Origin of the sequence: Limnobaculum parvum, assembly GCF_003096015.2 — a bacterium.
In the GTDB taxonomy this organism is placed as follows: Bacteria; Pseudomonadota; Gammaproteobacteria; order Enterobacterales; family Enterobacteriaceae; genus Limnobaculum; species Limnobaculum parvum.
In genome coordinates this window covers 1,712,929-1,736,720 of record NZ_CP029185.2, presented here as the reverse complement: position 1 = coordinate 1,736,720, position 23,792 = coordinate 1,712,929, and the positions used below count along the sequence as shown (strand labels likewise).

The window sequence follows — 23,792 nt, the reverse complement described above, 5'->3', positions numbered from 1 at the left end:
TGTCTAGAATCCTGTTCTAAATAAACTGATGTGTACCATTGATGGTTCTGTTACTCATTATATTACCACAAACCTGATTTATAAGCGGATAAGTCACCTTGCTATCTTATTCAAAAAATTAGAATGACCTTGTCTAATTATTACGCTATCAAATTGATAAAGAGCCGAATATGATGTAATACATCACGGGGGCACCCTGTTATTGGTCAACATAAACAAGGAATTATCATGAGTAAGGTTTTAGTCATCAAATCGAGCATTCTTTCTGGCTATTCTCAATCAAATATTTTAGCTGATTTCTTTGTCGAAAAATGGAAACAAGAACACCCGTCTGACATCGTTACCGTACGCGATCTCGCCGCTAACCCTATCCCAGTATTAGATGGTGAGCTGGTTGGTGCTATGCGTCCATCCGAACAACCCATGACGGCTCGTCAACAAGAGGCGCTAGCGCTGTCTGATGAACTGATTGCAGAACTGCAAGGTAATGATGTTATTGTTATTGGTGCACCAATGTATAACTTCAATATCTCCACCCAGTTAAAAAACTATTTTGACCTAATTGCTCGTGCTGGCGTGACGTTCCGCTATACCGAGAAAGGCCCTGAAGGTTTGGTCATCGGTAAAAAAGTTTATATCTTAACCAGCCGTGGTGGTATCCATAAAGATTCCCCAACCGATCTGGTTGCTCCTTATCTGAAACTCTTCCTGGGCTTCATTGGTATTACCGATGTTGAGTTTGTTTATCAGGAGGGCGTTGCTTACGGCCCTGAAGTGGCTCAAAAAGCACAAGAAGACGCGAAGTCCTTTATTCAGCAATACGTTTCTGCCTGATAATCGTTCTTCCCTCATTATGCAAAAGCCCCTGGTTTTCAGGGGCTTTTATTATTTAATTAGTGGTAAAAATTACTTTTTAAGCCACTGACCATTAATACCTTTCACGTATTCTCCGGCCTCTGCCCGACTTACTAATTTTTGCCCAGTCATTGTAGCCACCGCATCCACACTCACGTTATTCTCAACCGCTACCGACTTGTACTGTTCTGTTCGAGCCTGATTGATTTTATCCGTTAATGCTTGAGCTTCCGCCGTTGGTTTAACCGGTGCAATATAGCCATTTAGCGTTTCACCAACCAACCCCTGTTGTTTTGCTTCTTTTAAGGTTAATGCGCTAGCCGTCACGCTAAACAGCAGTGCTGTCGCGAATAGTGCGGTATGGATCAGTTTCTGTTTCATGACCATTCCTTAAAAAATGTCGGATTGAGTCTTCAGCATTTTTTCGACGTCTTTATCGACTTTGATATGAATCTCATGTTCAATTTTGACATTCATATTAATCACGATGGGTTCTGTTGATGGTGCAATTTCAATTCTCGGAATGCAGCCACCAAGCGAAAAGGCCATCATTACCGCTAACCATCTGAGTTTATTCACTAATCATGCTCCTTCGGTAATGAGAAGATCTGTTGCAGATTGTCCTGCAAATTATCGCCAAACCGCAAGCTGCGCCATAGCTGGAAAATATCTTCTTCATGATGATAATTGAGTTTCACTAAACGCTCGGCATTCTTGGTTGGGTTAAACCCTTCAATTTGCGCGTCCATAGTCAATAACCCTAAGTTGCTTACGTTAACATCTGCTCGGGAGCGGCGGATCTCCATATAACGTAGCCAATCCATAATATCGCCGGTTGCCATATTGTCATCGCTGATTGCCTGTACCATATCCTTATCCAGACGCAGGGTGAGATCCTGACTATTTTCCACCCATCCCCTTTAACCAGCCACTCAGGGTGGTCCAAATACAACGGTAACTCACCGTCGACCTTACCGGACATGGTAAACTGCTTCGGTTTCAAAATGGTAAATAATTCACTGAGATCGACCCCTTTGACCGTGAGGATAACCGGCTCTTTTTGCGGTAATCGCAACTGTTGCATACCGATATGCCCCTGAAGCATATCCACACCGACATTCGTCAATCGTAAAGGCTGACGTTCCGTATAGGGATAATACCCCTGTAAATCGGCGGTAATATCGCTCATATCAAACAGATTATTGAGCTTTTTCACTCTTAACTTAACCGGGGATTGTGGCCCTAACTGCCAGACATCGTCCTTAAGACGATATGACATCACGAAATCCAGCCCGCTCAGTTCACCGTCCTTCATCCACATATCGCCATCTTTCACCACTAGATGACCGCCCGCCTCAATTCCCTGTGTCTCTGAAATTGAGAATGCAGACTGTGCATACAGCGTACCGTTACGAATTTTAAAACCGAGATCGGGGGCCAGTAAGGTTTGGAACACGTCCAGTGATTGTTTAGGCCACCAGCCTTCCCCACGGATACGTTCGCCATCCCAACGACCACTCAACTTTATGGGACCAATTTTTTTAGTGCTAAGATCGCCTTTCCACTGGAAATTTGCCGGATCTTGTCCGAAGAACTGAATATTCAATGTTGATGGTGGTAAATAACCGCCGTTGTCGAACCCAACCTTTTGCGCCTGTAACTGCCATCCTGCATGATACTGACCTTCAGCGCGATTCCAGCTTAATGGCTCGACCAGAATTAACCTCGGCTTATCCACCCTGACTTGACCATAAACCAAATGATTAAACCCGGTTGAGAGTGTCTGAAGGTTAATCAAACTATCGTTCCATTCCCCTTTACCAGACATATCCCACTTGGCTTTCATTGGTGGCATCTCACCATTGCCCCAGAAGTTCCACTCCCAGTGCCCCTGATCGATCCAGAAATCTTGAGAACGCCCATCCAAATGCAGTTTGTATTTGCCCCAGTAGCGGTGGCTAGCGTTGATAATGGTTTGCAAACGACCGCTGACGCCTTTATCCGTAACCGTTATTCCGGCTAAAGGGAGTCGAGCTTCATGCAAATAGATATCTGGCGTTACCGCTCCGGTTACGCGTAATAAAGAGCCGGACGATAAATTAAGGGTAGGATTAGCAATCGTTCCTGAGAGCTTACCAGGAATGGTCGTATATAAAGAAAGCTGTTCTCCATTCATTTTACCGGTGAGCTGAAAGTTTAAGTCACTCTCTTTTAGGCTGATTTTACCCGGTGCGAAAGTTAATACTGCGTTCCCTTTACCTGCACTGCCGTGGGTAACTACATTCAGCCGCGCTTCAATATTGGCCTCATTATAATCACGGCTCCAGTCCGTGAGCGTCATACTAATACCGCCGATAAATGGCTGAGAAGCATAGGGCCAACGCCACTGGCCCTGACTCACCACCAGACGCTTGCCCTCCAGTGACCAAGGAACGTCTAATAAGCTCTCGTTCTCACCCTGCGGCGTTACCGTCAGGTGACCATCCTGCTGCTGCCAGTTTAGTTTTAACAGCAGCGGTTTATCCACGTAGGTGGTGACAAATTCACCGGTGATATCACCCTGTTCCGGAATGGCATCTAGACTAACAGGAACTTGTATCTCACCATTGAGCTGAATGACATCATCGCTATCAGGAATATGCAGGCTTAACGACTCCAGCGTCAGCATCTGCCGATCGTTTAATATCGCCACCCCAGAGAGTAAATTTCCCTTAACGTGAAGACGCTGGCCTTGTTTATTACTGGTTAGATCAATTTCGCCTGAGTATGACTCCCACGGTGTGATGCTCAAGCGGTCGAGGGATAGCGAAAAAGCCGGCAATTGTTGTTGAATATCTGCAACGGACAACGGCGTATCTTCATCGGTGGAGGTGTCTTGCGTTGTTAATTTCTCTAGACAATGGGTATCAATATCCAAAGAGTTTCCATGCAGCTTCCACAGCCCGCCCTGATAAATCAGCGTCAGCGGACCGGCATCGGCTAGAAAGCAGTCCTGAGCCAGAAATTGAATACCGTTTAAAGCAATTCCGCGCTTAATTAACTGTGGAGGCTGGGTCAATATCAGCTGCGTTCCCGCGGGTAACCAGAGGCTGGCAACGTTAGGTAACCACGTTGAGATCGTTGCCCATAATGTCATTAATGACAATATAACTATGGTTGCAACAATCAGAACGTATTTCACACAGCGCCCTATTACCACGTCTAACCTACTCCCAGAACACGAATTAGGCTGGAAATATAGCATATTAATAATATGGGCTAAAACTGATTCTAGCGCCGGTTGCCAACCATAGCGCTAAATTATTCCAACTCCCTATCGCTGATAAATTAATTTGATAATTCTGGTGGCGATATGTGATGAGACTGGCTATTTACAACACAAAATCATACGGCCGAAAGTAGCTTGCGTGGCTAATACACGTTTTAGTCTCCATCAGTCATTTTTCACTGAAGAGGCACTATGGCACCTTCCTGAAACCACCCTTCAAAATATTCAGCAATAAGCACATAGCCCACCTTACCCTAATTTACTTGAATAAAAGTCTATTTCATGACCAGTAGCCATCATTTTATGTGAACTACCAGTAAATCATTGTAAATCGCTCTTCAATCCCCAGTTCAATATGGTAAAACACCTAAAATTTTAAACTGATGAAACAGCAACGCATTGATTGTCCAATCAATTTTTACGTAAAGACTTTCCAGCGATTATAGGGATGATAATGAAAATAGCGTTACCTCTTATTATTTCAGCCATTCTTTTGAGTGGTTGTACTTTGACAGATGGCAATGCCGTAAAAGAGAGTGATTTACTGCATCATAATTTTATTTTAATCGGTGTTGACGGCAATCGTATGGCCGATACCACTAAAGAGAAAAAACCATTACATATTGAATTTGAAGAGAATATGCATGTCAGCGGCGCTATGTGTAATCGCTTTATGGGTCAGGCTACACTAAAGGATGGCGTATTAACCGCTAAGCAACTGGCTTCGACTCGGATGGCCTGCATAGATGAACAGATTAACCGGTTGGATCAAGTCATCGCCGCTACGTTAAACAGCGGAGCCAGAGTAACCTTGGACCAAGGCGTATTAACCTTAAGCGCTGCACAGCACACGTTGACTTATAAATTAAGTGACTGGGTTAGGTAATATTACCCATCGCTACCTGCATTAAAGAATAAAAAACCGGAAAAGAGCCTATCGCACCTTTCCGGTTTTTTACCGCATGAGTTGACCCGATCCCGATCAACTACATCACATTAATTTGCTTAATAGCGCTTACCGTTTGATAGCTGACATTTACTGACTACACTACCATCCAGATTATGGGAAGTGGTTGGCATTCCTCCCATACTGTTGCAATTAGATAATGCCATTTCATCCATTGGTGCGGCTCTGGCGGCTTCTTCTGTAATCATTGATTTACGTGGTAACAACCTCACTTGATCAGGCTGACTACTGCACCCTGCTAATAAAAGTACACCAAGTGCAGCTAGGCAGATTTTTCCCTTCATGTTTACCTCTGTTATTGTATTTTGAGCTAAGAAAAACCATCCTCTGCGATGGTCTACTTAATTTTGGTCAAGAATTAACCTGAAATTAATATTCTGATTACTTTATTCCGCATTTTTTGTAATAACTTACGCGGTTAATCAAGCTATTATGATGACGCTAATTTATTAGCGATCTACTGCTTTTCAGTTAATCTGACTGAGTCATTTACCAGCGCCATTTGCGCTGGTTTTTTTTATCTATTTTTTGAACAAGGTATATCAAATAACAAAGACTCCGTGTTCAATAGCACTGACGCACCATTTTGGTCATTATATTTAGCGTATATAGTGCCAATAGTCCAGTGCTGAGGCCATATTCTGGATGTTTAACCCCAAGAGTAAAAAGTGAATTCGGCTCTCCTCAATATCTTAGTGGTAATGACTATCATTATTTTCTGTCACAGAATGTAATAACACACAAAACAACAGCAGCCGATACTATCTTATCTGATATGATGAGTTGCAAATTCGGAAGATAAAAACCCCCTTAATAACATATCCAATGTATTTATTGTTACTCAGGCCCTTGGTCTGGGTGAGCGAATGTCAATAAAGGTATTGAGTCTATGATTACTACCGATGGTAACAGTGCGGTTGCCTCCGTGGCGTATCGTTCCAACGAAGTTATCGCTATTTATCCCATCACACCCAGCTCAACCATGGCAGAACAGGCTAACGACTGGTCTGAATATGGTACTAAGAATGTTTGGGGTGACGTTCCCCGCGTCATGGAAATGCAATCCGAAGCCGGAGCTATCGCTACCGTTCACGGTTCATTACAAACGGGTGCATTAGCCACTTCGTTCACCTCATCGCAGGGATTGTTACTCATGATCCCAACCCTGTATAAACTGGCCGGTGAGCTGACCCCTTTTGTATTGCATGTCGCCGCCAGAACCATCGCGACCCATGCCCTGTCTATTTTTGGCGATCACTCAGATGTAATGGCAGTTCGCCAAACCGGCTGTGCGATGTTGTGTGCCAGCTCGGTACAGGAAGCCCAAGATTTTGCTCTTATCTCACAAATGGCGACGCTAAATAGCCGGATTCCGTTTATTCATTTCTTTGATGGATTCCGCACCTCCCATGAAATTAATAAAATTGTGCCTCTCAGCGACGACACCATCCGTCAGTTGTTGCCAATGGAGATGATGAGCGCCCATCGTAAGCGTGCATTAACGCCGGATAACCCGGTGATAAGAGGGACATCAGCCAATCCGGATACTTACTTCCAGTGCCGCGAAGCCGCCAACCCTTGGTATAACCAAACGTACCAGCATGTTGCCGATGCAATGCAAGCCTTTGAGCAACAAACCGGTCGCCACTATCAGCCGTTTGAGTATTATGGTCATCCACAGGCGGATCGCGTGATTATCCTTATGGGCTCCGCCTGTGGCACTGCCGAAGAAACGATTGATACCTTACTGACCCGCGGTGAAAAAGTCGGTATGTTGAAAGTTCGACTTTATCGGCCGTTTTCGGCTGAACACTTGCTCGAACAACTGCCTCAAAGCGTAACCCGTATTGCCGTTCTCGATCGAACCAAAGAGCCTGGTGCACTGGCTGAACCACTCTATCTTGATGTTATGACGGCGCTGGCAGAAGCGTTTTCCCGAAGCGAACGAGATACCCTACCGCTGGTTATTGGCGGTCGCTATGGTCTATCGTCTAAAGAGTTTGCACCTGAATGTGTACTGGCTATTTTCAAAGAGCTAACGCTGGAGAAACCGCGCCCGCGGTTTACCGTTGGTATTTTTGATGACATTACGGGTCTCTCATTACCACTGAGTGATGACGCCATTCCACAAAAAGCCTCCTTGGAAGCACTATTTTTTGGGCTTGGCAGCGATGGTTCCGTATCTGCTACCAAAAACAACATCAAAATTATTGGTAACGGTACGCCACTTCACGCCCAAGGTTATTTTGTCTATGACTCCAAAAAAGCCGGGGGTCTGACCGTTTCCCACCTGAGAGTTAGCGATTACCCAATACATTCTGCCTACCTGATTTCTCAAGCTGACTTTATTGGCTGCCATCAAAATCAGTTTATCGATAAATACCAAATGGTAGAAAAACTGAAACCCAACGGCACCTTCCTGCTAAATACACCGTATAGCAAAGATGAGATATGGTCGCGTTTGCCACAGGATGTTCAGGCCTTACTGCATCAACGTAACGCACGTTTGTTTATTATCAATGCGGCAAAAATTGCCAGAGAATGCCATCTGGGTAGTCGAATCAATACGGTGATGCAGATGGCTTTTTTCCATCTGACCCAAATTATTCCCGGCGATGTTGCGCTGCAACAACTACGAGAAGCTATTGCTAAAAGCTATCGCGCCAAAGGTCAGGATATTGTTGAGAATAACTGGCAAGCTCTGGACGCAACCATTAGCGCACTAGAGGAAGTTCCTCTGCAACCCATTAACCCACAGAGCCCCATGCGCCCACCGGTGGTTTCCGACAGCGCACCCGACTTTGTGAAAACGGTAACGGCGGCTATGTTAGCCGGTTTGGGAGATGCGCTACCGGTATCGGCCTTCCCCCCGGATGGAACATGGCCTTCTGGCACTACCCGCTGGGAAAAACGCAATATTGCAGAAGAGATCCCTATTTGGGAAGCGCCGCTGTGCACCCAATGCAACCACTGTGTGGCCGCCTGCCCCCACTCGGCGATTCGGGCTAAAGTGGTTTCACCAGAGGCTTTTGCCGATGCACCGGACGATCTGCAATCGTTAGACGTTAAGTCCAAAGACATGCGCGGACAGAAATATGTGCTGCAAGTTGCTCCGGAAGATTGCACCGGTTGTAACCTGTGTGTAGAGGTGTGCCCGGCTAAAGATCGCCAAAATCCGGAGATTAAAGCGATTAATATGAAGTCTCGCTTGGATAATCTTGACGTCGAAAAACGCCACTACGATTTCTTCCTGCAACTACCGGAAATTGATAAGAGCAAGATTGAGCGTATCGATATTCGAACCTCTCAATTAATTACTCCACTCTTCGAATATTCCGGGGCCTGTTCCGGATGTGGTGAAACTCCCTATATCAAATTATTAACTCAGCTATACGGCGATCGACTGCTGATTGCCAATGCTACCGGCTGTTCATCCATTTATGGCGGTAATCTGCCAAGTACGCCTTATACAACCAATGCTGACGGTCGCGGCCCGGCATGGGCTAACTCCCTGTTTGAAGATAACGCAGAGTTTGGTCTAGGTTTCCGCCTGACTGTCGATCAACATCGCGATCGCGCATTACGCCTGATAAATCAACTAACACCACAGTTACCCGGCGAATTAATTGCCCAACTGCAATCGAGTGATATCAGCGTAGAACAGCGCCGTGAACAGATCGTCCAGTTACGAACGCTGCTGGCAGATATCGATTCACCAGAAGCTAAAGAATTGGCCGAAAGTGCAGATTACCTAGTGGATAAATCCATCTGGCTGATTGGTGGCGATGGTTGGGCCTATGATATTGGGTTTGGCGGCCTCGACCATGTGATGAGCCTGACGGAAAATGTCAATATTCTGGTACTGGATACTCAATGTTACTCCAATACTGGCGGTCAGCAATCCAAAGCGACCCCTATCGGTGCTGTCACCAAATTTGCTGAACGTGGCAAACGTAAAGGTCGTAAAGACCTTGGTGTAAGTATCATGATGTATGGTCACGTGTATGTAGCCCAAATCTCTTTAGGCGCACAGTTAAACCAAACGGTCAAAGCCATTCAAGAAGCTGAGGCTTACCCCGGCCCGTCATTAATCATTGCCTACAGTCCGTGTGAGGAACATGGTTACGATTTGGCATTTAGCCACGACCAAATGAAGCAGTTAACCACGGCAGGTTTCTGGCCGTTATATCGTTTCGATCCTCGTCGTATCGAAGAAGGCAAACCGGGCTTAACCCTCGATTCTCGTCCACCGTCTGATGGTCTGGCATCTGCGTTATTAAAAGAGCAGCGTTTCCGCCGTCTGAATACATTGGAGCCGGATGTTGCCTCAGCCTTACATGCTCAAGCTGAAAAAGATGTTCAGAGCCGCTATAACTTACTTAGCCTGTTGGCAGGAAAAACCGGAGAACAGGTGGGACCTGAGACATCATAAATAAAGCGTAATAGACGATAATATAAAAAATAAAGCACCTGATGAAGGTGCTTTATTTATTAACTAAAGGCTTATTTGAGAATGCCGTCTTATTTTTAATGAAAAAGATAACACCGTCTTAATATTCTAAATGCATCACCTATTAATAATAATGATAAACGCTAACTTATTCCTTCAGCCGTTTTCAAATAGCGCATTACCGTGTTTAATCCTACTTTCAGCGTTCGGCTGGTATGTCGAATTCCCGCGCCTTGAGAAGCCATTTCAATAATTTTTTCTTTCATTCCTGGCTGATGAGCGCGATACAAATAGGACAACTGAAATGTTCTTCTACAGCTATTACAATAATAACGCGGATAACCACCCCGCCCTTTACCATGCTTTCTAACTGGTTGTGTCTCATTACAATGGCGGCATGCGACTTCAATAGTGACCATTTTCCATCTCCTTTTGGACCCAAAACATCAAGTAAGTAGTCATGACAATGATAATTCAGAATATTATTAACTTACCTCGTATCTATAACACTCTCATTAAGAATGAATTAAGCGCTTATATGGCAAGCTAACCTTCCCAATATTATCCAGAATAGTCATGATATAAATTAATCGTCATAATTTTTATGTTGGTTTACCTTGTCGATTCTAATATATATTTTACGATTACATCACTAGTATAATTGACAGTTCTGCATAGATATTTTCATCATTGTTTTATCAATTAACCTATTCAAATTGAATTTTTAGTTATATTCCGAGTGTAAATTAATCATTTCGAATTGTTTGTTATTGTTTTTTACCATTATCATCGGTTTTTACCGCTATCGAAGCGTATTATTCTACTGACAACCCGCTCAATAATCCGTACCATACACCTCCACGATTTCCGGCAGGTCTTCCCTGCTAACAGGCAACAATCAGGCAGATAGAGTTATCGCTATGAGCACAACAGCAGCGCTGAACCAGAAAGAGCAATACAACCTTAATAAACTGCATAAACGTTTACGTCGTAACGTGGGTGAAGCTATCGCAGACTTCTCAATGATTGAAGATGGCGATCGGGTCATGGTTTGCCTGTCCGGTGGAAAAGATAGCTATACCATGTTGGATATTCTGCAAAATTTGCAGAGAAGTGCACCGGTTAATTTTGAGCTGATTGCCGTTAATCTGGATCAAAAACAGCCGGGCTTTCCTGAACACGTGCTGCCGGAATATCTAAATACGCTAGGTATTGAATATAAAATTGTTGAAGAAAATACCTACGGTATTGTGAAAGATAAAATACCTGAGGGTAAAACGACCTGCTCTCTTTGCTCTCGCCTGCGTCGCGGTATTCTTTATCGTACGGCAACTGAACTCGGTATCACTAAAATTGCATTAGGCCATCATCGCGATGATATTCTGCAAACCCTATTCTTAAACATGTTCTACGGCGGCAAACTAAAAGGGATGCCACCAAAGCTCATCAGCGATGACGGCAAACATATCGTTATCCGTCCATTGGCCTACTGTCGTGAAAAAGATATTGAGCGTTATGCCGAGGCGAAAGCTTTCCCCATTATTCCCTGCAACCTCTGTGGCTCACAACCTAACCTACAGCGTCAGGTGATTAAGGATATGCTGAGAGATTGGGATCGCCGTTATCCGGGCAGAATTGAAACCATGTTCAGCGCTATGCAAAACGTTGTGCCATCTCATCTGTGCGACCGTGAACTGTTTGATTTCACTGCTATTCAGCAAGGTATGGAAGTGGTAAACGGCGGTGATTTGGCATTTGACCGGGAAGAATTCCCCCTACAGCCTACCGGTTTTATACCGGATGAAAATGTAGATTTAGGTATTGATGTGGTTGAAGTTAAGTAGGCTGCTGACTGACCTAATAAATTAACATCCGTGGATTTTCCGGCCGTAATGACATAATACTTATATTTATTATGTCATCGACCGGAAAGGATCCGATACTTAGCGATAGAGTGCGCCGGGCCTTTGATTGTCTATTTTAGGTATAAAAACAAAACCACCCGATATTTCATAAAATACCTACAACCACTTACTCTTCTTCAACCACCACAAAATGCTACCGCCAACAACGACCAAGCAAATGCAGAAAATGGTGAAAGCATGTTCTTTATCGCCGCCGGGAATCCCACCTAGGTTTACGCCAAATAGCCCAGTAAGAAACGTCGCGGGTAAAAACAGCATCGCCATGAGCGACATGGTATAGGTGCGGCGGTTCATCGCATCAGCCAGCAGAGAATTAATTTCATCCACCACCACGGCAGTACGAGCAATCGTTGCATCTAAATCATCCAGACCGCGACCCAGTCGATCGGCAATATCCTGCATCCGATGGCGATCTTCATTACTCATCCATGGTAACCGCTCACTGGCCAACCGAGAAAATACATCTCGTTGAGGCATCAAGTGACGGCGTAATACAATAAGCTGCTTACGAATAAGCGCAATAACCCCTCGTTCTGGCACCTCTTTCTCCAGTAACCCATCTTCCAGATCGATAACCCGTCCATGGAGGTCATCAATAAAATCACTGACCTGATCGGTCAGAAAATCCAGAATTTCCACCAGCCAGCTTCCGCTATGAAATGGTCCGGTTCCTTTTTTTAATTCATTTACCACCTCATCTACCGCATGAATGGCCCGATGACGACTGGAGATAATCAAACTATCGGAAATAAATACCCTTAGCGTCACCAACGGATCGGGAACCGACTCGCTATTCAGGTTTATACTGCGAAGAATAATTAGTGTTCCATTCCCCTGACGAGTAACTCGTGGGCGACAACTTTCTCCAGACAGCGCCTCTTTAAAACTCTCGGGTAACAGAGGGGTTTCATTTAACCAATGAAGACTTTCTGGCTGTTCGTAATCTATATGTATCCAGCAAGGCTCTGCTGCCGTTGCTTCCGTCTTATCCGTAACCGGCAATATACCGCCCTTGCCATCTAACTGATAAGCGTGAATTTCCTGCGGAACCTCTAATTGATTACCGCTTACCTTATTCACATCAACCACCTTTATATAAAATAATCAGGTACTTCTAGTCATCAATAACATGGGTTATTAACGCAATGTCTTATCCAGAACGGCCGTTGTCAGTCGAGAAATACAGCAAAGCCGATCCGCCTCATCGTAAATTTTAATTTCCCATACTTGATGGCTACGCCCTAAATGAATGGCTTTACATACCCCACGAACCCTTCCCTGTTTAGCCGCCCGCACGTGGTTCGCATTAATATCGATACCGACCACCTGCGTCTCTCCCTCACAGCACAGATAACCAGCGACTGAGCCCAAGGTTTCTGCCAGCACTACCGAAGCGCCGCCATGTAACAGGCCAAAAGGTTGAATGGTACGATGATCCACCGGCATGGTCGCTTCCAGACTGTCTTCCGTTTGTAACGTGTAGACAATGCCGACATGTTCGATCATGGTTCCTTTTGACATCTGGTTCAGTTCTACCAGTGTTTTATGTCGTTTCCACATAGATGACTTACCTTGATTCATTGTTTATCACACCAGCTCAAGCAAAGCCTGAAGCGGGTGTTTCAATACCACATGACTAAAACGTTTAACCTGACTACGGCATGAATACCCGGTAGCCAGACAGCGACTCGCGTCTTTGCCTTCCAGCGCTTTTTGCCAAGATAACGCATATATTCCGGCAGAATTATTCAAATTATCCGCTTCATGACCATAGGTTCCAGCCATACCACAGCAACCAAGGCTGACATTATTCAATTTAGCGCCAAAGTGACTAAACAGGTTTTCCCACTGCTTGCCGCTGGCGGGAAGCGCTGTACTTTCAGTACAGTGGCTAAACAGATACCAAGGCGACTGTGCTTCGCTTTTTGCTGGAAAACGCGCAAGATTGGCGTTCAACCATTCATGCATCAATTGAACTTTAAAATCACCCCGTTTTTCACCTAAAATCTGGCTATACTCATCGCGATAACACAACACCAGAGCCGGGTCGACGCCTACCATCGGTATATTCAACTTAGCAACCCGATTCAGCATATCCGCCGTACGTTGGGCAGTTTTGGCAAATTGCCGCAAAAAGCCTTTAATATGCTGGGCTTTACCATTTGGGCTAAACGGCAACAGCACCGGTTTCAGCCCCAGTTTTTCAATCAGGTGAATAAAATCCGCCACAACTTTAGCATCGTAATAGCTGGTAAAGGGGTCCTGAACCACTAAGACGTATTGCTGCTTACTTGCCGCGTCAATTGCTTCCAACTGCTCCAGCGTCATAGTACAAGCCTGATGCCCCTGTAGCTGTTGTTTCAGCGTTGGAGAAGAGAGCAACGGTAAATTCACCATGCCTATACTTTTAGCCCCCAACATCTGAACCCAAGACTGACGAATAAAGAAGTTAAACACCTGCGGCGCTTTTGCCATCACTGGCGCATAGTTCTCTACTGATGCAACAATATAGTCCCGAGCCGGGCGGAAGTAGCGCGTATGATACAACTGCAAGAAACGAGAACGAAATGCCGGAACATCAATCTTTATTGGGCACTGAGTGGAACAGGCCTTACAGGCCAGACAGCCCGCCATGGACTGCTTGACCTCATGAGAAAAATCATATTCTCCCTGACGTTGGCGCAGGCTATTTTTGGTCTTATCTAACACACTCCGCCAACTCAAGCGTTGTTCAGCCAGTTGCGTCTCAAGTGCCAGTGGATCAACACCTTCTTCTGCCAGTAATCGCAGCCATTCTCGCACCAGCGTTGCCCGGCCTTTAGGTGAATGAACCCGATTAGCACTAATCTTCATTGACGGGCACATTGGGCTGTTAGCATCAAAGTTAAAACACAGGCCGTTACCGTTACACTCCAAAGCACCTTTAAAAGACGTTCGTACCGCCAGCGGGATGCGACGATCAAATGTGCCGCGTTTTACCGCGTCCACTTTATAGAGAGCGTCCTCTCTCCCCATGGGTGAACAGATCTTACCCGGGTTCAGTCGATTATCCGGGTCAAACACCGCTTTAATACGACGCAGTTCGTCATACAGCGCTGGGCCAAAAAAGTCAGGGCTATACTCGGCGCGAAAGCCCTTGCCATGCTCTCCCCATAACAAACCACCATATTTAGCGGTCAGCGCAACGATTTGGTCAGAGAGCTGTTTCATTAATAGCTCCTGCTGTGGATCGCACATATCCAGCGCCGGCCGAACGTGCAATACCCCCGCATCTACATGACCAAACATACCGTAAGCCAAATTATGGCTATCCAATAATGCGCGAAACTCAGATATATAGTCGGCCAAATGCGACGGCGGTACACATGTGTCTTCAGCAAAAGGAATGGGTTTGGCTAACCCTTTAGCATTGCCCAACAAACCGACCGCTTTCTTACGCATCGCATAGATACGTTCGATATCGGCTAAATCGCTACACAGTTGGTAGCCAATCACGCCGGCTTCGCCCTTTTCCATCAATTGATCCAGCCGGGAGCAGAGGAACTCAGCCTGACGGTTAATCACTTCGGGATCCTGACCGGCAAATTCAACGATATTCAGCCCCTGCATATCTTTGCCCGGAATGTCAGTAATCAGATTTTTTACTGATTCCCAGACAATATCTTCACGGGCTAGGTTAAAGACTTTCGAGTCTACGGTTTCCACCGATAACGCATTGGCCTCTACCATTAATGGCGCATTTCTCAGTGCCGAATCAAAACTGTCATACTTAATATTCACCAGTCGACGCAGTGCGGGTAACGGCGTGATATTCAGCCTAGCTTCGGTAATAAATGCCAGCGAACCTTCAGAACCGGTCAGTATGCGCGAAAGGTCAAACGTTTGCAGATCGTCACTAAAAACATGCCGGAGATCATAACCGGTGAGAAAACGGTTCAACTTGGGAAATTTGTCGATAATAAGCTGACGCTGCTGACGGCACCTTTCCAACACCGTCTGATAAACCTTCCCTACCGCCGTTTGTTGTGAGGCTAACTGTTCTGCGACCGCTACCGGCATGGCATACGTGTCCAGAAGTTCTCCGTTCAGCAAAACGCTTCTTAAGCCCAAAACATGGTCGGACGTTTTACCATAAACCAACGAACCCTGACCGGAGGCATCAGTATTAATCATCCCCCCCAGCGTTGCCCGGTTACTGGTCGACAGTTCTGGCGAGAAAAAATAGCCGTGAGGCTTCAGATATTGATTCAGTTGATCTTTAACTACACCGGCTTCGACACGAACCCATCCTTGCTCTAAATTCAACTCAAGAATACGGTTCATGTAGCGCGACATATCCACCACAATGCCATCATTGAGTGACTGTCCATTGGTCCCTGTGCCACCGCCCCGTGGGGTAAACGTAATGGCGGAAAAACTTGCCTGCTGACCGGTTCGGGCAATCAACAGCACATCGGCAGTAGAACGAGGAAACACAATGGCCTGAGGCAGCATCTGATAGATGCTGTTATCCGTCGACATGCTCAGACGGTCCGCATATTGCGTTGCAATATCACCACTGAAACCCGCCTGTTTTAACGCGCCTAAATACTCCTGAACCGGTGAATCAACGCCGGGTGCTTGCTTTAGCTGTGGAATCATTGCCATTAATCTCTTTTGCGTTATTTTTTATTTTATTATGTTCTAAACATTACCCAATCTAGCGAACTAAACTAGCATACTGCTTTATCGTTTGCGTAGCCCATCCATTAAATTTATCGCAACCCTTAACGCCTTCTCTCAATATTGAGGCAAGAGTAAGGGTTCATTTACATACTTTTGCCAGCGCTTACGCTTAAATGATAATTATCAATTTATTAATTAAAATAGCGTAACGTTTGGCTATACCCGATACTATAGCTTAGTTATTAACAACTCTATTTCATGATGAGTACATCCATGACACAACCGAAAAAACGTTTTGATCTTGCACGTCTGATGTTTGGAATACTGTTTATTCTGATGATGCTCGTAATCTGCCTTTGGGTCGTTCGCCCTTTTATTTTGGGCTTTGCTTGGGCGGGCATGGTGGTTATAGCAACCTGGCCGTTACTATTACGGGTACAAAAATATACCGGCGGACGGCGGACTCCGGCGGTGATCATCATGACTTTGTTACTGGTGGTGGTATTCGTTCTGCCTTTTGGCTTGGTCATTAATAGTATTGTCGACAACAGTGGCCAGTTAGTTGATTGGGTTGGAAAACCAGAGAACTGGCATATTCCTAAACTGGCTTGGCTAAATGATATTCCAGGCGTTGGTCGGCGTCTGTATCGCAACTGGCAAGCCCTGTCTACTGATGGTGGTAAAGCGCTGGTTGCCAGTATTCAACCTTATGCGGGTGCCGCTACAACCTGGTTTGTTTCTCAAGTGGCTCACGTTGGCGGTTTTATGTTGCACGGCACGCTAATGGTGATATTCAGTGCCATTCTTTACTCTAAGGGTGAAGCCGTGGCTAAAGGCATCCGTCACTTTGCGTTACGTTTAGCCGAAAAACGTGGGGAAGCGGCCGTTATTCTAGGTGCTCAGGCTATTCGTGCCGTGGCGTTGGGCGTGGTGGTTACCGCACTGACTCAGGCACTGTTAGGAGGGATTGGGTTAGCCATATCCGGTATCCCTTATGCCACACTGTTAACGGTATTGATGTTTATTTGTTGTCTGGCACAAATCGGGCCATCGCTGATCCTGTTCCCTGCGGTATTCTGGCTTTACTGGAGCGGAGATAACACTTGGGGTACGGTACTGTTAGTCTGGAGCTGCATTGTGGTTTCTATGGATAATTTCCTGCGCCCAGCGCTGATTCGTTTAGGTGCAGATTTACCGCTGTTGCTGATTCTTTCCGGGGTTATTGGGGGATTACTGGCCTTTGGTATGATTGGATTATTCATTGGTCCCGTGGTGCTGGCGGTATCGTATCGTTTAATTTCTGCCTGGATTGATGAGGTTCCGGAGCCAACGGATGAGTTACCGGATTTGGATCGGGAACTGAATATTTAAGTTGGGTTGTTTCTGATTGGATGTTGAGGATCTTCCGGCCGTAAAAGCGATATTGTGTATATCGACTTTGTACTTGGCCGGAAGCCCCTCCGAACTCAGCGACAGAGCGTACCGGGCCTACTCCGCTTAGGGGCAGTGATGAAACACCTTGCGGTGTTTCACCCTTCGGACCAGCGCTTACGTCAAGTCGCCCCCAACGGCGGCCTCTCCCGCCGATTACCTATCTCATGCTACGAATAACGCCGACTTGGTGTAATTATTTATCAAACCGTTTCTGCACTTTCTTCTGCCAGTGCCATCCAGGTTTTGATGACGGTGTCCGGGTTGAGGGAGAGGCTGTCGATGCCTTGCTCCATTAACCATACGGCGAAGTCTTCATGATCTGACGGGCCCTGACCGCAAATTCCGACGTATTTGCCCTTCTTCTTGGCGGCTTTAATTGCCATAGAAAGTAAGGCTTTGACTGCGTCGTTACGTTCATCAAACAGTTCGGAAACTACCCCCGAGTCCCGATCCAGACCCAAGGTGAGTTGAGTCATATCGTTAGAACCGATGGAGAAACCATCAAAGTGTTCCAAGAACGCTTCTGCTAAGAGTGCGTTAGACGGTATTTCACACATCATAATCACTTTCAGCCCATCCTGACCACGTTTCAGCCCTTCATGGGCCAGTTGATCGATAACCGCTTTGGCCTGATCGACGGTGCGTACAAATGGGATCATAATTTCAACATTTGTCAGTCCCATCTGGTTGCGAACCCGTTTAACCGCTTCACACTCCAGCGCAAAGCAAGCTTTAAAGTCTTCGGATACGTAACGCCCTGCACCACGGAATCCTAACATCGGGTTCTCTTCATGGGGTTCATAACGGCTTCCGCCCACCAGATTGGCGTATTCGTTAGATTTGAAGTCAGACAGGCGCACAATCACCCGCTTCGGCCAGAATGCAGCAGCCAGCGTTGCAATACCTTCGGACAGTCGACCAATATAGAACTCAACCGGATCGTCATAACCCACCATCAGTTCACGAATTTCCTGCTGAACCGAGGCTTCCTGCTGGTCAAATTCCAGTAACGCGCGTGGATGCACACCAATCATACGGTTGATGATAAATTCTAGACGAGCCAGACCAACGCCCTCATTTGGCAGGCGGGCAAAATCAAAGGCACGATCCGGGTTACCGATATTCATCATGATTTTTACCGGAATCTCCGGCAGTTGATTCAATTGAGAACTTTGTACCTTAAAGTCCAGAATATCCTGATAGATAAAGCCCGTATCACCTTCAGCACAAGAGACCGTCACTTTCTGTCCTTCATGCAATAGATCGGTGGCATTACCGCAGCCCACAACCGCAGGAATACCTAGCTCACGGGCAATAATCGCCGCATGGCAGGTTCTTCCGCCACGGTTAGTGACGATAGCCGCTGCACGCTTCATGATCGGTTCCCAATCTGGGTCAGTCATATCAGTAACTAATACATCACCCGGCTGAATGCGGTCCATCTGGCTTAAATCGGTAATCACTTTTACCGGCCCCGCACCAATGCGGTTGCCTATGGCTCGCCCTTCCGCCAGAATTTCACCACGCTTGTACAGTTGGTAACGTTCCATCACTTGTTCATTGGAACGCACCGTTTCTGGACGAGCCTGTACGATATACAATTTTCCAGAATGACCGTCTTTTGCCCATTCAATATCCATTGGGCGACCATAATGTTTCTCAATCAGTAGCGCCTGATGAGCCAACTGCTGGATCTCATCATCCCGCAGACTGTACTGCACACGATCCGCTTCTGGCACATCTTCAATACAAACCTGTTTACCATGCTCCTGGCTATCGGCATAAACCATGCGAAGCTTTTTCGAACCGATGGTTCGACGAACGATAGCCGGTCGACCATTCATCAACGTTGGTTTATGGACATAGAACTCATCCGGATTAACCGCCCCCTGCACCACCATTTCACCTAGACCATAGGCCGAGGTGATAAATACCACCTGATCGAAGCCCGATTCAGTATCAATAGTGAACATCACGCCCGCAGAAGCTAAGTCAGAACGCACCATGCGCTGTACCCCAGCAGAGAGCGCCACGCCACGATGATCATAACCCTGATGCACACGGTAAGAAATTGCACGATCGTTAAACAATGAAGCAAATACATGCTTAATCGCTACCATCACTGCATCAATACCCTGCACGTTAAGAAAGGTTTCTTGCTGACCAGCAAACGATGCGTCAGGCATGTCTTCAGCGGTTGCAGAAGAACGAACGGCAAATGAAGCGCCGACATTACCTTCCGACAATGTTTGATAAGCCTGATGAATCGCCTGTTCCAGCTCTGGCTGGAATGGTGTATCGATAATCCAGCCCCGAATTTGCGCTCCGGCATCTGCCAGTGCGTTGACGTTATCCACGTCGATTTGGTCGAGCAGCTGATAAATACGCTGATTTACGCCACTTTGCTCAAGAAAATCATTAAACGCCTGAGCAGTAGTAGCAAAACCATTAGGAACCGATACGCCCAGTTCGCTCAGATTAGTGATCATTTCCCCTAAGGAGGCATTTTTGCCCCCAACACGATCAACATCATGCATTCCCAGTTGGTTATACCAAACAACGTTATGTTGATTACTATTGATATCAGGCATCAGAGATGTTCCATTATTGAGTCAGTAAGACGGATTAAATGACAAAACAAGTTTTATACCGCACAGGTCAAAAATCCAGATACGTAGGAAAGCTTACACAGCAATGAATCACTTATGAAATGGTTAATCGTTTCCGCATTTAAACTGAGTTTTCTTAGTCTTATAAATATTGTATCTTGTTCGCAATCGCGCTTTTTATGCGCATATTCAACAACAATTTTGTTCATATCGATCGCGTGATTTTAATAAAGCGTTTTCTCACTATATAAAATCAGCAACAGGAGAGCGCCATGGAGCGTACGGTTTTCTATATTTCTGACGGCACGGCAATTACCGCCGAGGTTTTAGGGCATGCGGTGTTATCTCAATTTCCCATTAGTCTGAATCAATACACCATCCCTTTTGTTGAGAATGAGGCAAAAGCCTGTGAGGTTCGCCAACAAATTGACGATCTGTATCGGGAAAGCCAACAAAAACCACTGGTGTTTTACTCTATTGTTTCACCGGAAATTCGAGCAATTATTGAGAGCAGTCAGGGCTACTGTCAGAATATTGTTCAAGCGCTAGTCGCCCCTTTACAACAAGAGTTAGGCATTGCACCACTGCCTAACGCTCATCGTACTCATGGGCTAACCGCTAGCAATCTGGTGAAGTATGACGCACGTATCGCCGCCATTGATTACACGCTGTCTCACGATGACGGTATTTCACTACGCAATCTGGAAGAGGCTCAGGTGATTTTGTTAGGGGTTTCCCGCTGTGGTAAAACCCCCACCAGCCTCTATCTAGCCATGCAGTTTGGTATTCGCGCCGCTAACTATCCGTTTACCGCCGATGATATGGATAATATTCAGCTTCCCGCTGCGCTTAAGCCATTTCAGCATAAACTATTTGGCCTCTCTATCGATCCGGAACGGCTATCCGCAATCCGTCAGGAGCGTAGAGAGAATAGTCGCTATGCGTCATTACGTCAGTGCCGCATGGAGATTGCCGAGGTTGAGTCTTTGTACCGTAAAAACAATATCCGTTTTATTAATAGCACCAACTATTCTGTAGAAGAGATCTCGACCAAATTGCTGGATATTTTAGGTATGAGCCGCCGAATGTATTAAACGCTTTATCGGGGAAGGCTTACACCTTCCCCGATGTTGTCTCAGTGAATTCATCACCTTGCCGCCAAACTTTTCCATTAAGCAGACTTTCTCGCTTCACCATCAATATTTAACAAATAGCAACGAATTAATTTAATCAATTATTTGCAACCCTTCCTGTTTCCGTTATTGTGATGACCATCACTTCCCGGTATATCACCGACGAGAAGATAAGATTTAGAGAAAGGCAATTCATGAAGAAAACTGATGAGCTCCGCACCTCGCTGATCGACAGTCTGGTGACCCCTGAGCGATTGGCACAGCTATTTCCTATTACTGAAGAAATCAGCTCCAATATCACCCGGTCGCGTCAGCGTATTGAAAAAATCATCCACGGTGAAGACCGTCGATTATTGGTTATTGTTGGCCCTTGTTCCATTCACGATGTGGATGCTGCCATCGATTATGCTGAACGGTTAAACGTTTTGCGTAACCGCTATCAGGATCGCTTAGAAATCGTGATGCGCACTTACTTTGAGAAACCTCGTACCGTGGTGGGTTGGAAAGGCATGATCTCCGACCCTAATCTGGATTGTTCTTACCAAGTAAATCAAGGTCTGGAGCGGGCACGTGAACTATTACTAAAAATCAGTAAGTTGGGTATGCCAACCGCCACTGAATTCTTAGATATGGTGATCGGGCAATATATTGCCGATCTGATTAGCTGGGGCGCTATTGGTGCCCGCACGACCGAAAGCCAGATCCACCGCGAGATGGCGTCAGCACTTTCTTGTCCGGTTGGCTTTAAGAACGGTACCGATGGCAGTACTAAAATCGCCATTGATGCAATCCGTGCCGCCCGTTCCAGCCATATGTTCCTGTCTCCGGATAAATTAGGCCAGATGAGTATTTACCGCACCAACGGTAATCCTTACGCCCACATTATTCTGCGCGGCGGTAATATGCCGAACTACCATGCCGCTGATATTGCTGCCGCCTGTGATAACTTGCGTCAATTTGATCTGCCTGAGCATTTGATTGTCGACTTTAGCCACGGTAACTGTCAGAAGTTACATCGCCGTCAGTTAGACGTGTGCGAGAATATTTGTGAGCAGATCAAAGCTGGTTCTATGGCGGTGGTGGGTGTAATGGCTGAGAGTTTTCTGGTTGAAGGAACCCAAAAGCTTCAGGCCGGGCAGGCGCTTACGTATGGGCAGTCGATTACCGATCCTTGTCTGAGTTGGGGAGATACGGAAAAGATGATTGAAAGTTTAGCAACGGCGGTGGCGTCGAGATTTAGTTAGATCTTTTTGTTTAGCGATTTTTAAATCAACTTTAATGAATATTCCGGCCGTAATAACAGCGTGCTTATATTTCTATTGAGTACGGCCGGGAGACAACCCACATTTAGCTACGGAAAGCGTCGGGCCGGTGTCGCCCACGGCAACCTCGCCCGACGATGACTCCCGTTTAAAAATATCTCTTACACCTAAACAGACACGTCTAACCAAATAATTATCGTTATTATCTAACCATCTCCGCAATCCAGTCGCCCAGCTCGGTGAGTTCTTTTTCCTGTTCAGGGAATTGTTTTATCAGGTCGAGACATTGTTGCTTCAGCGCGTCGCTGTGGTAGAGAGTGCCCTGTAAATTTTCTGCCAGTGTTTCCAGCGGTGTGGGGCTAAGGCTGTCGGTGAAGATTTGAGTGCGGGTGATGTGGCCTTTTTCTACATCAAAGTGCAGCTCTACGCCGCCCCAAACAAAGCGCTGATCCAGTAAATGGGTGAATGCAGGCGCTTGACCAAAGTTCCATTCCCAACTGCTCTGACGAGCAAAGGTCTCAACAAAGTTGGGTAAATCCGGTAGCGCATCTGGCGAGATGTGCTCGGCAACCACTTGGTCGCCGTAATGTTCAAAGAATGATTTAGTGACAGCGTCACAAATTTGCTGATGGGTAATGGTGGGTAGAAGCTGTTTCAGGTTCGTGACTCGACCTCTGACGGAGGTAATACCTTTAGCCTGTAGCTTCTTGATATCCGGATTAAGATAGTTTGCCAGTCGAGTTAAATCCGCATCCAGCAGTAAAGTTCCGTGGTGGAATCCCCGATCCATCGTTTCCCGATAGGCAGAACCGGAAATTTTACGTTCCCCTTCAGCCGTATTCACCACGAGGTCATTGCGTCCAGAGGCAGTAGCCTCAATACCAAGAAAATTTAATGCCTTCACCACAATCGCGGTAGAAACGGTTTTGTCATATTCAGGTTTTCCCGCCATAAAGGTAAAGCAGGTATTGCCTAAATCGTGGAACACCGCCCCACCGCCGCTACTGCGACGGGCTAGCGTAACTTTATCGTCTTCCATGCGGCGAGTGTTGCACTCTTTCCACGGATTCTGCGCTCGTCCAATAACCACCGTATCGGCATTACGCCATAAGAACAACACCCGTTGAGTGGCTGGCATTTGGCGAAAAATACACTCTTCTACTGCCAGATTAAACCAAGGATCGTAAGAATCAGAGATAAGCAAACGCAAAGAAGACATAAACA

Annotated in this window: 16 protein-coding genes and 1 pseudogene; 7 read left to right on the top strand and 10 right to left on the bottom strand. The window is 46.1% G+C overall.

Going from position 1 to position 23,792, the window contains the following annotated elements:
- Positions 1-228: 228 nt before the first annotated feature.
- A complete protein-coding gene (locus HYN51_RS07025; RefSeq protein ID WP_108899368.1) occupies positions 229-834 on the top strand; it encodes an FMN-dependent NADH-azoreductase in 606 nt (201 codons plus the stop codon).
- A gap of 72 nt (positions 835-906) precedes the next feature.
- On the opposite strand, the gene HYN51_RS07020 is transcribed toward HYN51_RS07025, so the two are convergent.
- The 3 genes and pseudogenes from HYN51_RS07020 to HYN51_RS07010 all read right to left on the bottom strand — a co-directional run bounded on the left by HYN51_RS07020 (position 907) and on the right by HYN51_RS07010 (position 4,099).
- Positions 907-1,236 carry a YdbL family protein gene (locus HYN51_RS07020; protein WP_108899367.1) on the bottom strand — a complete coding sequence of 110 codons (330 nt, stop codon included), beginning with the start codon at positions 1,234-1,236 and terminating at the stop codon, positions 907-909.
- Between the two features lie 9 nt (positions 1,237-1,245).
- The gene (locus tag HYN51_RS07015; protein WP_108901986.1) at positions 1,246-1,407 is read right to left on the bottom strand and encodes a YnbE family lipoprotein; all 162 of its coding nucleotides are present in this window, start codon (positions 1,405-1,407) and stop codon (positions 1,246-1,248) included.
- Between the two features lie 26 nt (positions 1,408-1,433).
- Positions 1,434-4,099, bottom strand: a pseudogene (locus tag HYN51_RS07010) (YdbH family protein).
- A gap of 478 nt (positions 4,100-4,577) precedes the next feature.
- Between HYN51_RS07010 and hslJ the strand changes: the two are divergent.
- Complete coding sequence (hslJ, locus tag HYN51_RS07005; protein WP_108899366.1) at positions 4,578-5,009, top strand: heat shock protein HslJ; 432 nt, start codon at positions 4,578-4,580, stop codon at positions 5,007-5,009.
- A 119-nt stretch (positions 5,010-5,128) separates the two neighbouring features.
- Here the strand turns inward: hslJ and HYN51_RS16595 are convergent, their stop codons facing one another.
- Positions 5,129-5,278, bottom strand: coding sequence for a DUF333 domain-containing protein (locus HYN51_RS16595; protein WP_230514033.1), 150 nt, complete (start codon positions 5,276-5,278; stop codon positions 5,129-5,131).
- A gap of 701 nt (positions 5,279-5,979) precedes the next feature.
- Here HYN51_RS16595 and nifJ point away from each other — a divergent pair.
- Positions 5,980-9,522, top strand: coding sequence for a pyruvate:ferredoxin (flavodoxin) oxidoreductase (nifJ, locus tag HYN51_RS06995; RefSeq protein WP_108899364.1), 3,543 nt, complete (start codon positions 5,980-5,982; stop codon positions 9,520-9,522).
- 161 nt (positions 9,523-9,683) lie between these two features.
- Here the strand turns inward: nifJ and HYN51_RS16800 are convergent, their stop codons facing one another.
- Positions 9,684-9,959, bottom strand: a complete 276-nt coding sequence (locus HYN51_RS16800; protein WP_108899363.1) for an IS1-like element transposase — start codon at positions 9,957-9,959, stop codon at positions 9,684-9,686.
- A gap of 501 nt (positions 9,960-10,460) precedes the next feature.
- Between HYN51_RS16800 and ttcA the strand changes: the two genes are divergently transcribed.
- Positions 10,461-11,384: a tRNA 2-thiocytidine(32) synthetase TtcA gene (gene ttcA, locus HYN51_RS06985; RefSeq protein ID WP_108899362.1), complete on the top strand. Its 924-nt coding sequence runs from the start codon at positions 10,461-10,463 to the stop codon at positions 11,382-11,384.
- 177 nt (positions 11,385-11,561) lie between these two features.
- Here ttcA and zntB read toward each other — a convergent pair whose 3' ends face one another.
- The 3 genes from zntB to ydiJ are packed head-to-tail and all read right to left on the bottom strand — an operon-like array spanning position 11,562 to position 16,106.
- Positions 11,562-12,545: a zinc transporter ZntB gene (gene zntB / locus HYN51_RS06980; RefSeq protein WP_108899361.1), complete on the bottom strand. Its 984-nt coding sequence runs from the start codon at positions 12,543-12,545 to the stop codon at positions 11,562-11,564.
- A gap of 57 nt (positions 12,546-12,602) precedes the next feature.
- Positions 12,603-13,025 (bottom strand): hotdog fold thioesterase, encoded by a 423-nt coding sequence (locus tag HYN51_RS06975; RefSeq protein ID WP_230514032.1) that lies wholly within the window; start codon positions 13,023-13,025, stop codon positions 12,603-12,605.
- 27 nt (positions 13,026-13,052) lie between these two features.
- On the bottom strand, positions 13,053-16,106 hold the full coding sequence (gene ydiJ, locus HYN51_RS06970) for a D-2-hydroxyglutarate dehydrogenase YdiJ (RefSeq protein ID WP_108899359.1): 3,054 nt from the start codon (positions 16,104-16,106) through the stop codon (positions 13,053-13,055).
- Between the two features lie 297 nt (positions 16,107-16,403).
- Here ydiJ and ydiK point away from each other — a divergent pair, with 297 nt between their 5' ends.
- The gene (gene ydiK / locus HYN51_RS06965) at positions 16,404-17,501 is read left to right on the top strand and encodes an AI-2E family transporter YdiK (protein WP_108899358.1); all 1,098 of its coding nucleotides are present in this window, start codon (positions 16,404-16,406) and stop codon (positions 17,499-17,501) included.
- A gap of 263 nt (positions 17,502-17,764) precedes the next feature.
- Here ydiK and ppsA read toward each other — a convergent pair whose 3' ends face one another.
- Positions 17,765-20,155, bottom strand: a complete 2,391-nt coding sequence (ppsA, locus tag HYN51_RS06960) for a phosphoenolpyruvate synthase (RefSeq protein WP_407936337.1) — start codon at positions 20,153-20,155, stop codon at positions 17,765-17,767.
- 290 nt (positions 20,156-20,445) lie between these two features.
- Between ppsA and ppsR the strand changes: the two genes are divergently transcribed.
- A complete protein-coding gene (gene ppsR, locus HYN51_RS06955; protein WP_108899357.1) occupies positions 20,446-21,267 on the top strand; it encodes a posphoenolpyruvate synthetase regulatory kinase/phosphorylase PpsR in 822 nt (273 codons plus the stop codon).
- Positions 21,268-21,500: 233 nt separating this feature from the next.
- Complete coding sequence (locus HYN51_RS06950; protein WP_108899356.1) at positions 21,501-22,550, top strand: 3-deoxy-7-phosphoheptulonate synthase; 1,050 nt, start codon at positions 21,501-21,503, stop codon at positions 22,548-22,550.
- A gap of 220 nt (positions 22,551-22,770) precedes the next feature.
- Here the strand turns inward: HYN51_RS06950 and lplA are convergent, their stop codons facing one another.
- Complete coding sequence (gene lplA / locus HYN51_RS06945; protein WP_108899355.1) at positions 22,771-23,787, bottom strand: lipoate--protein ligase LplA; 1,017 nt, start codon at positions 23,785-23,787, stop codon at positions 22,771-22,773.
- Positions 23,788-23,792 lie beyond the last annotated feature (5 nt).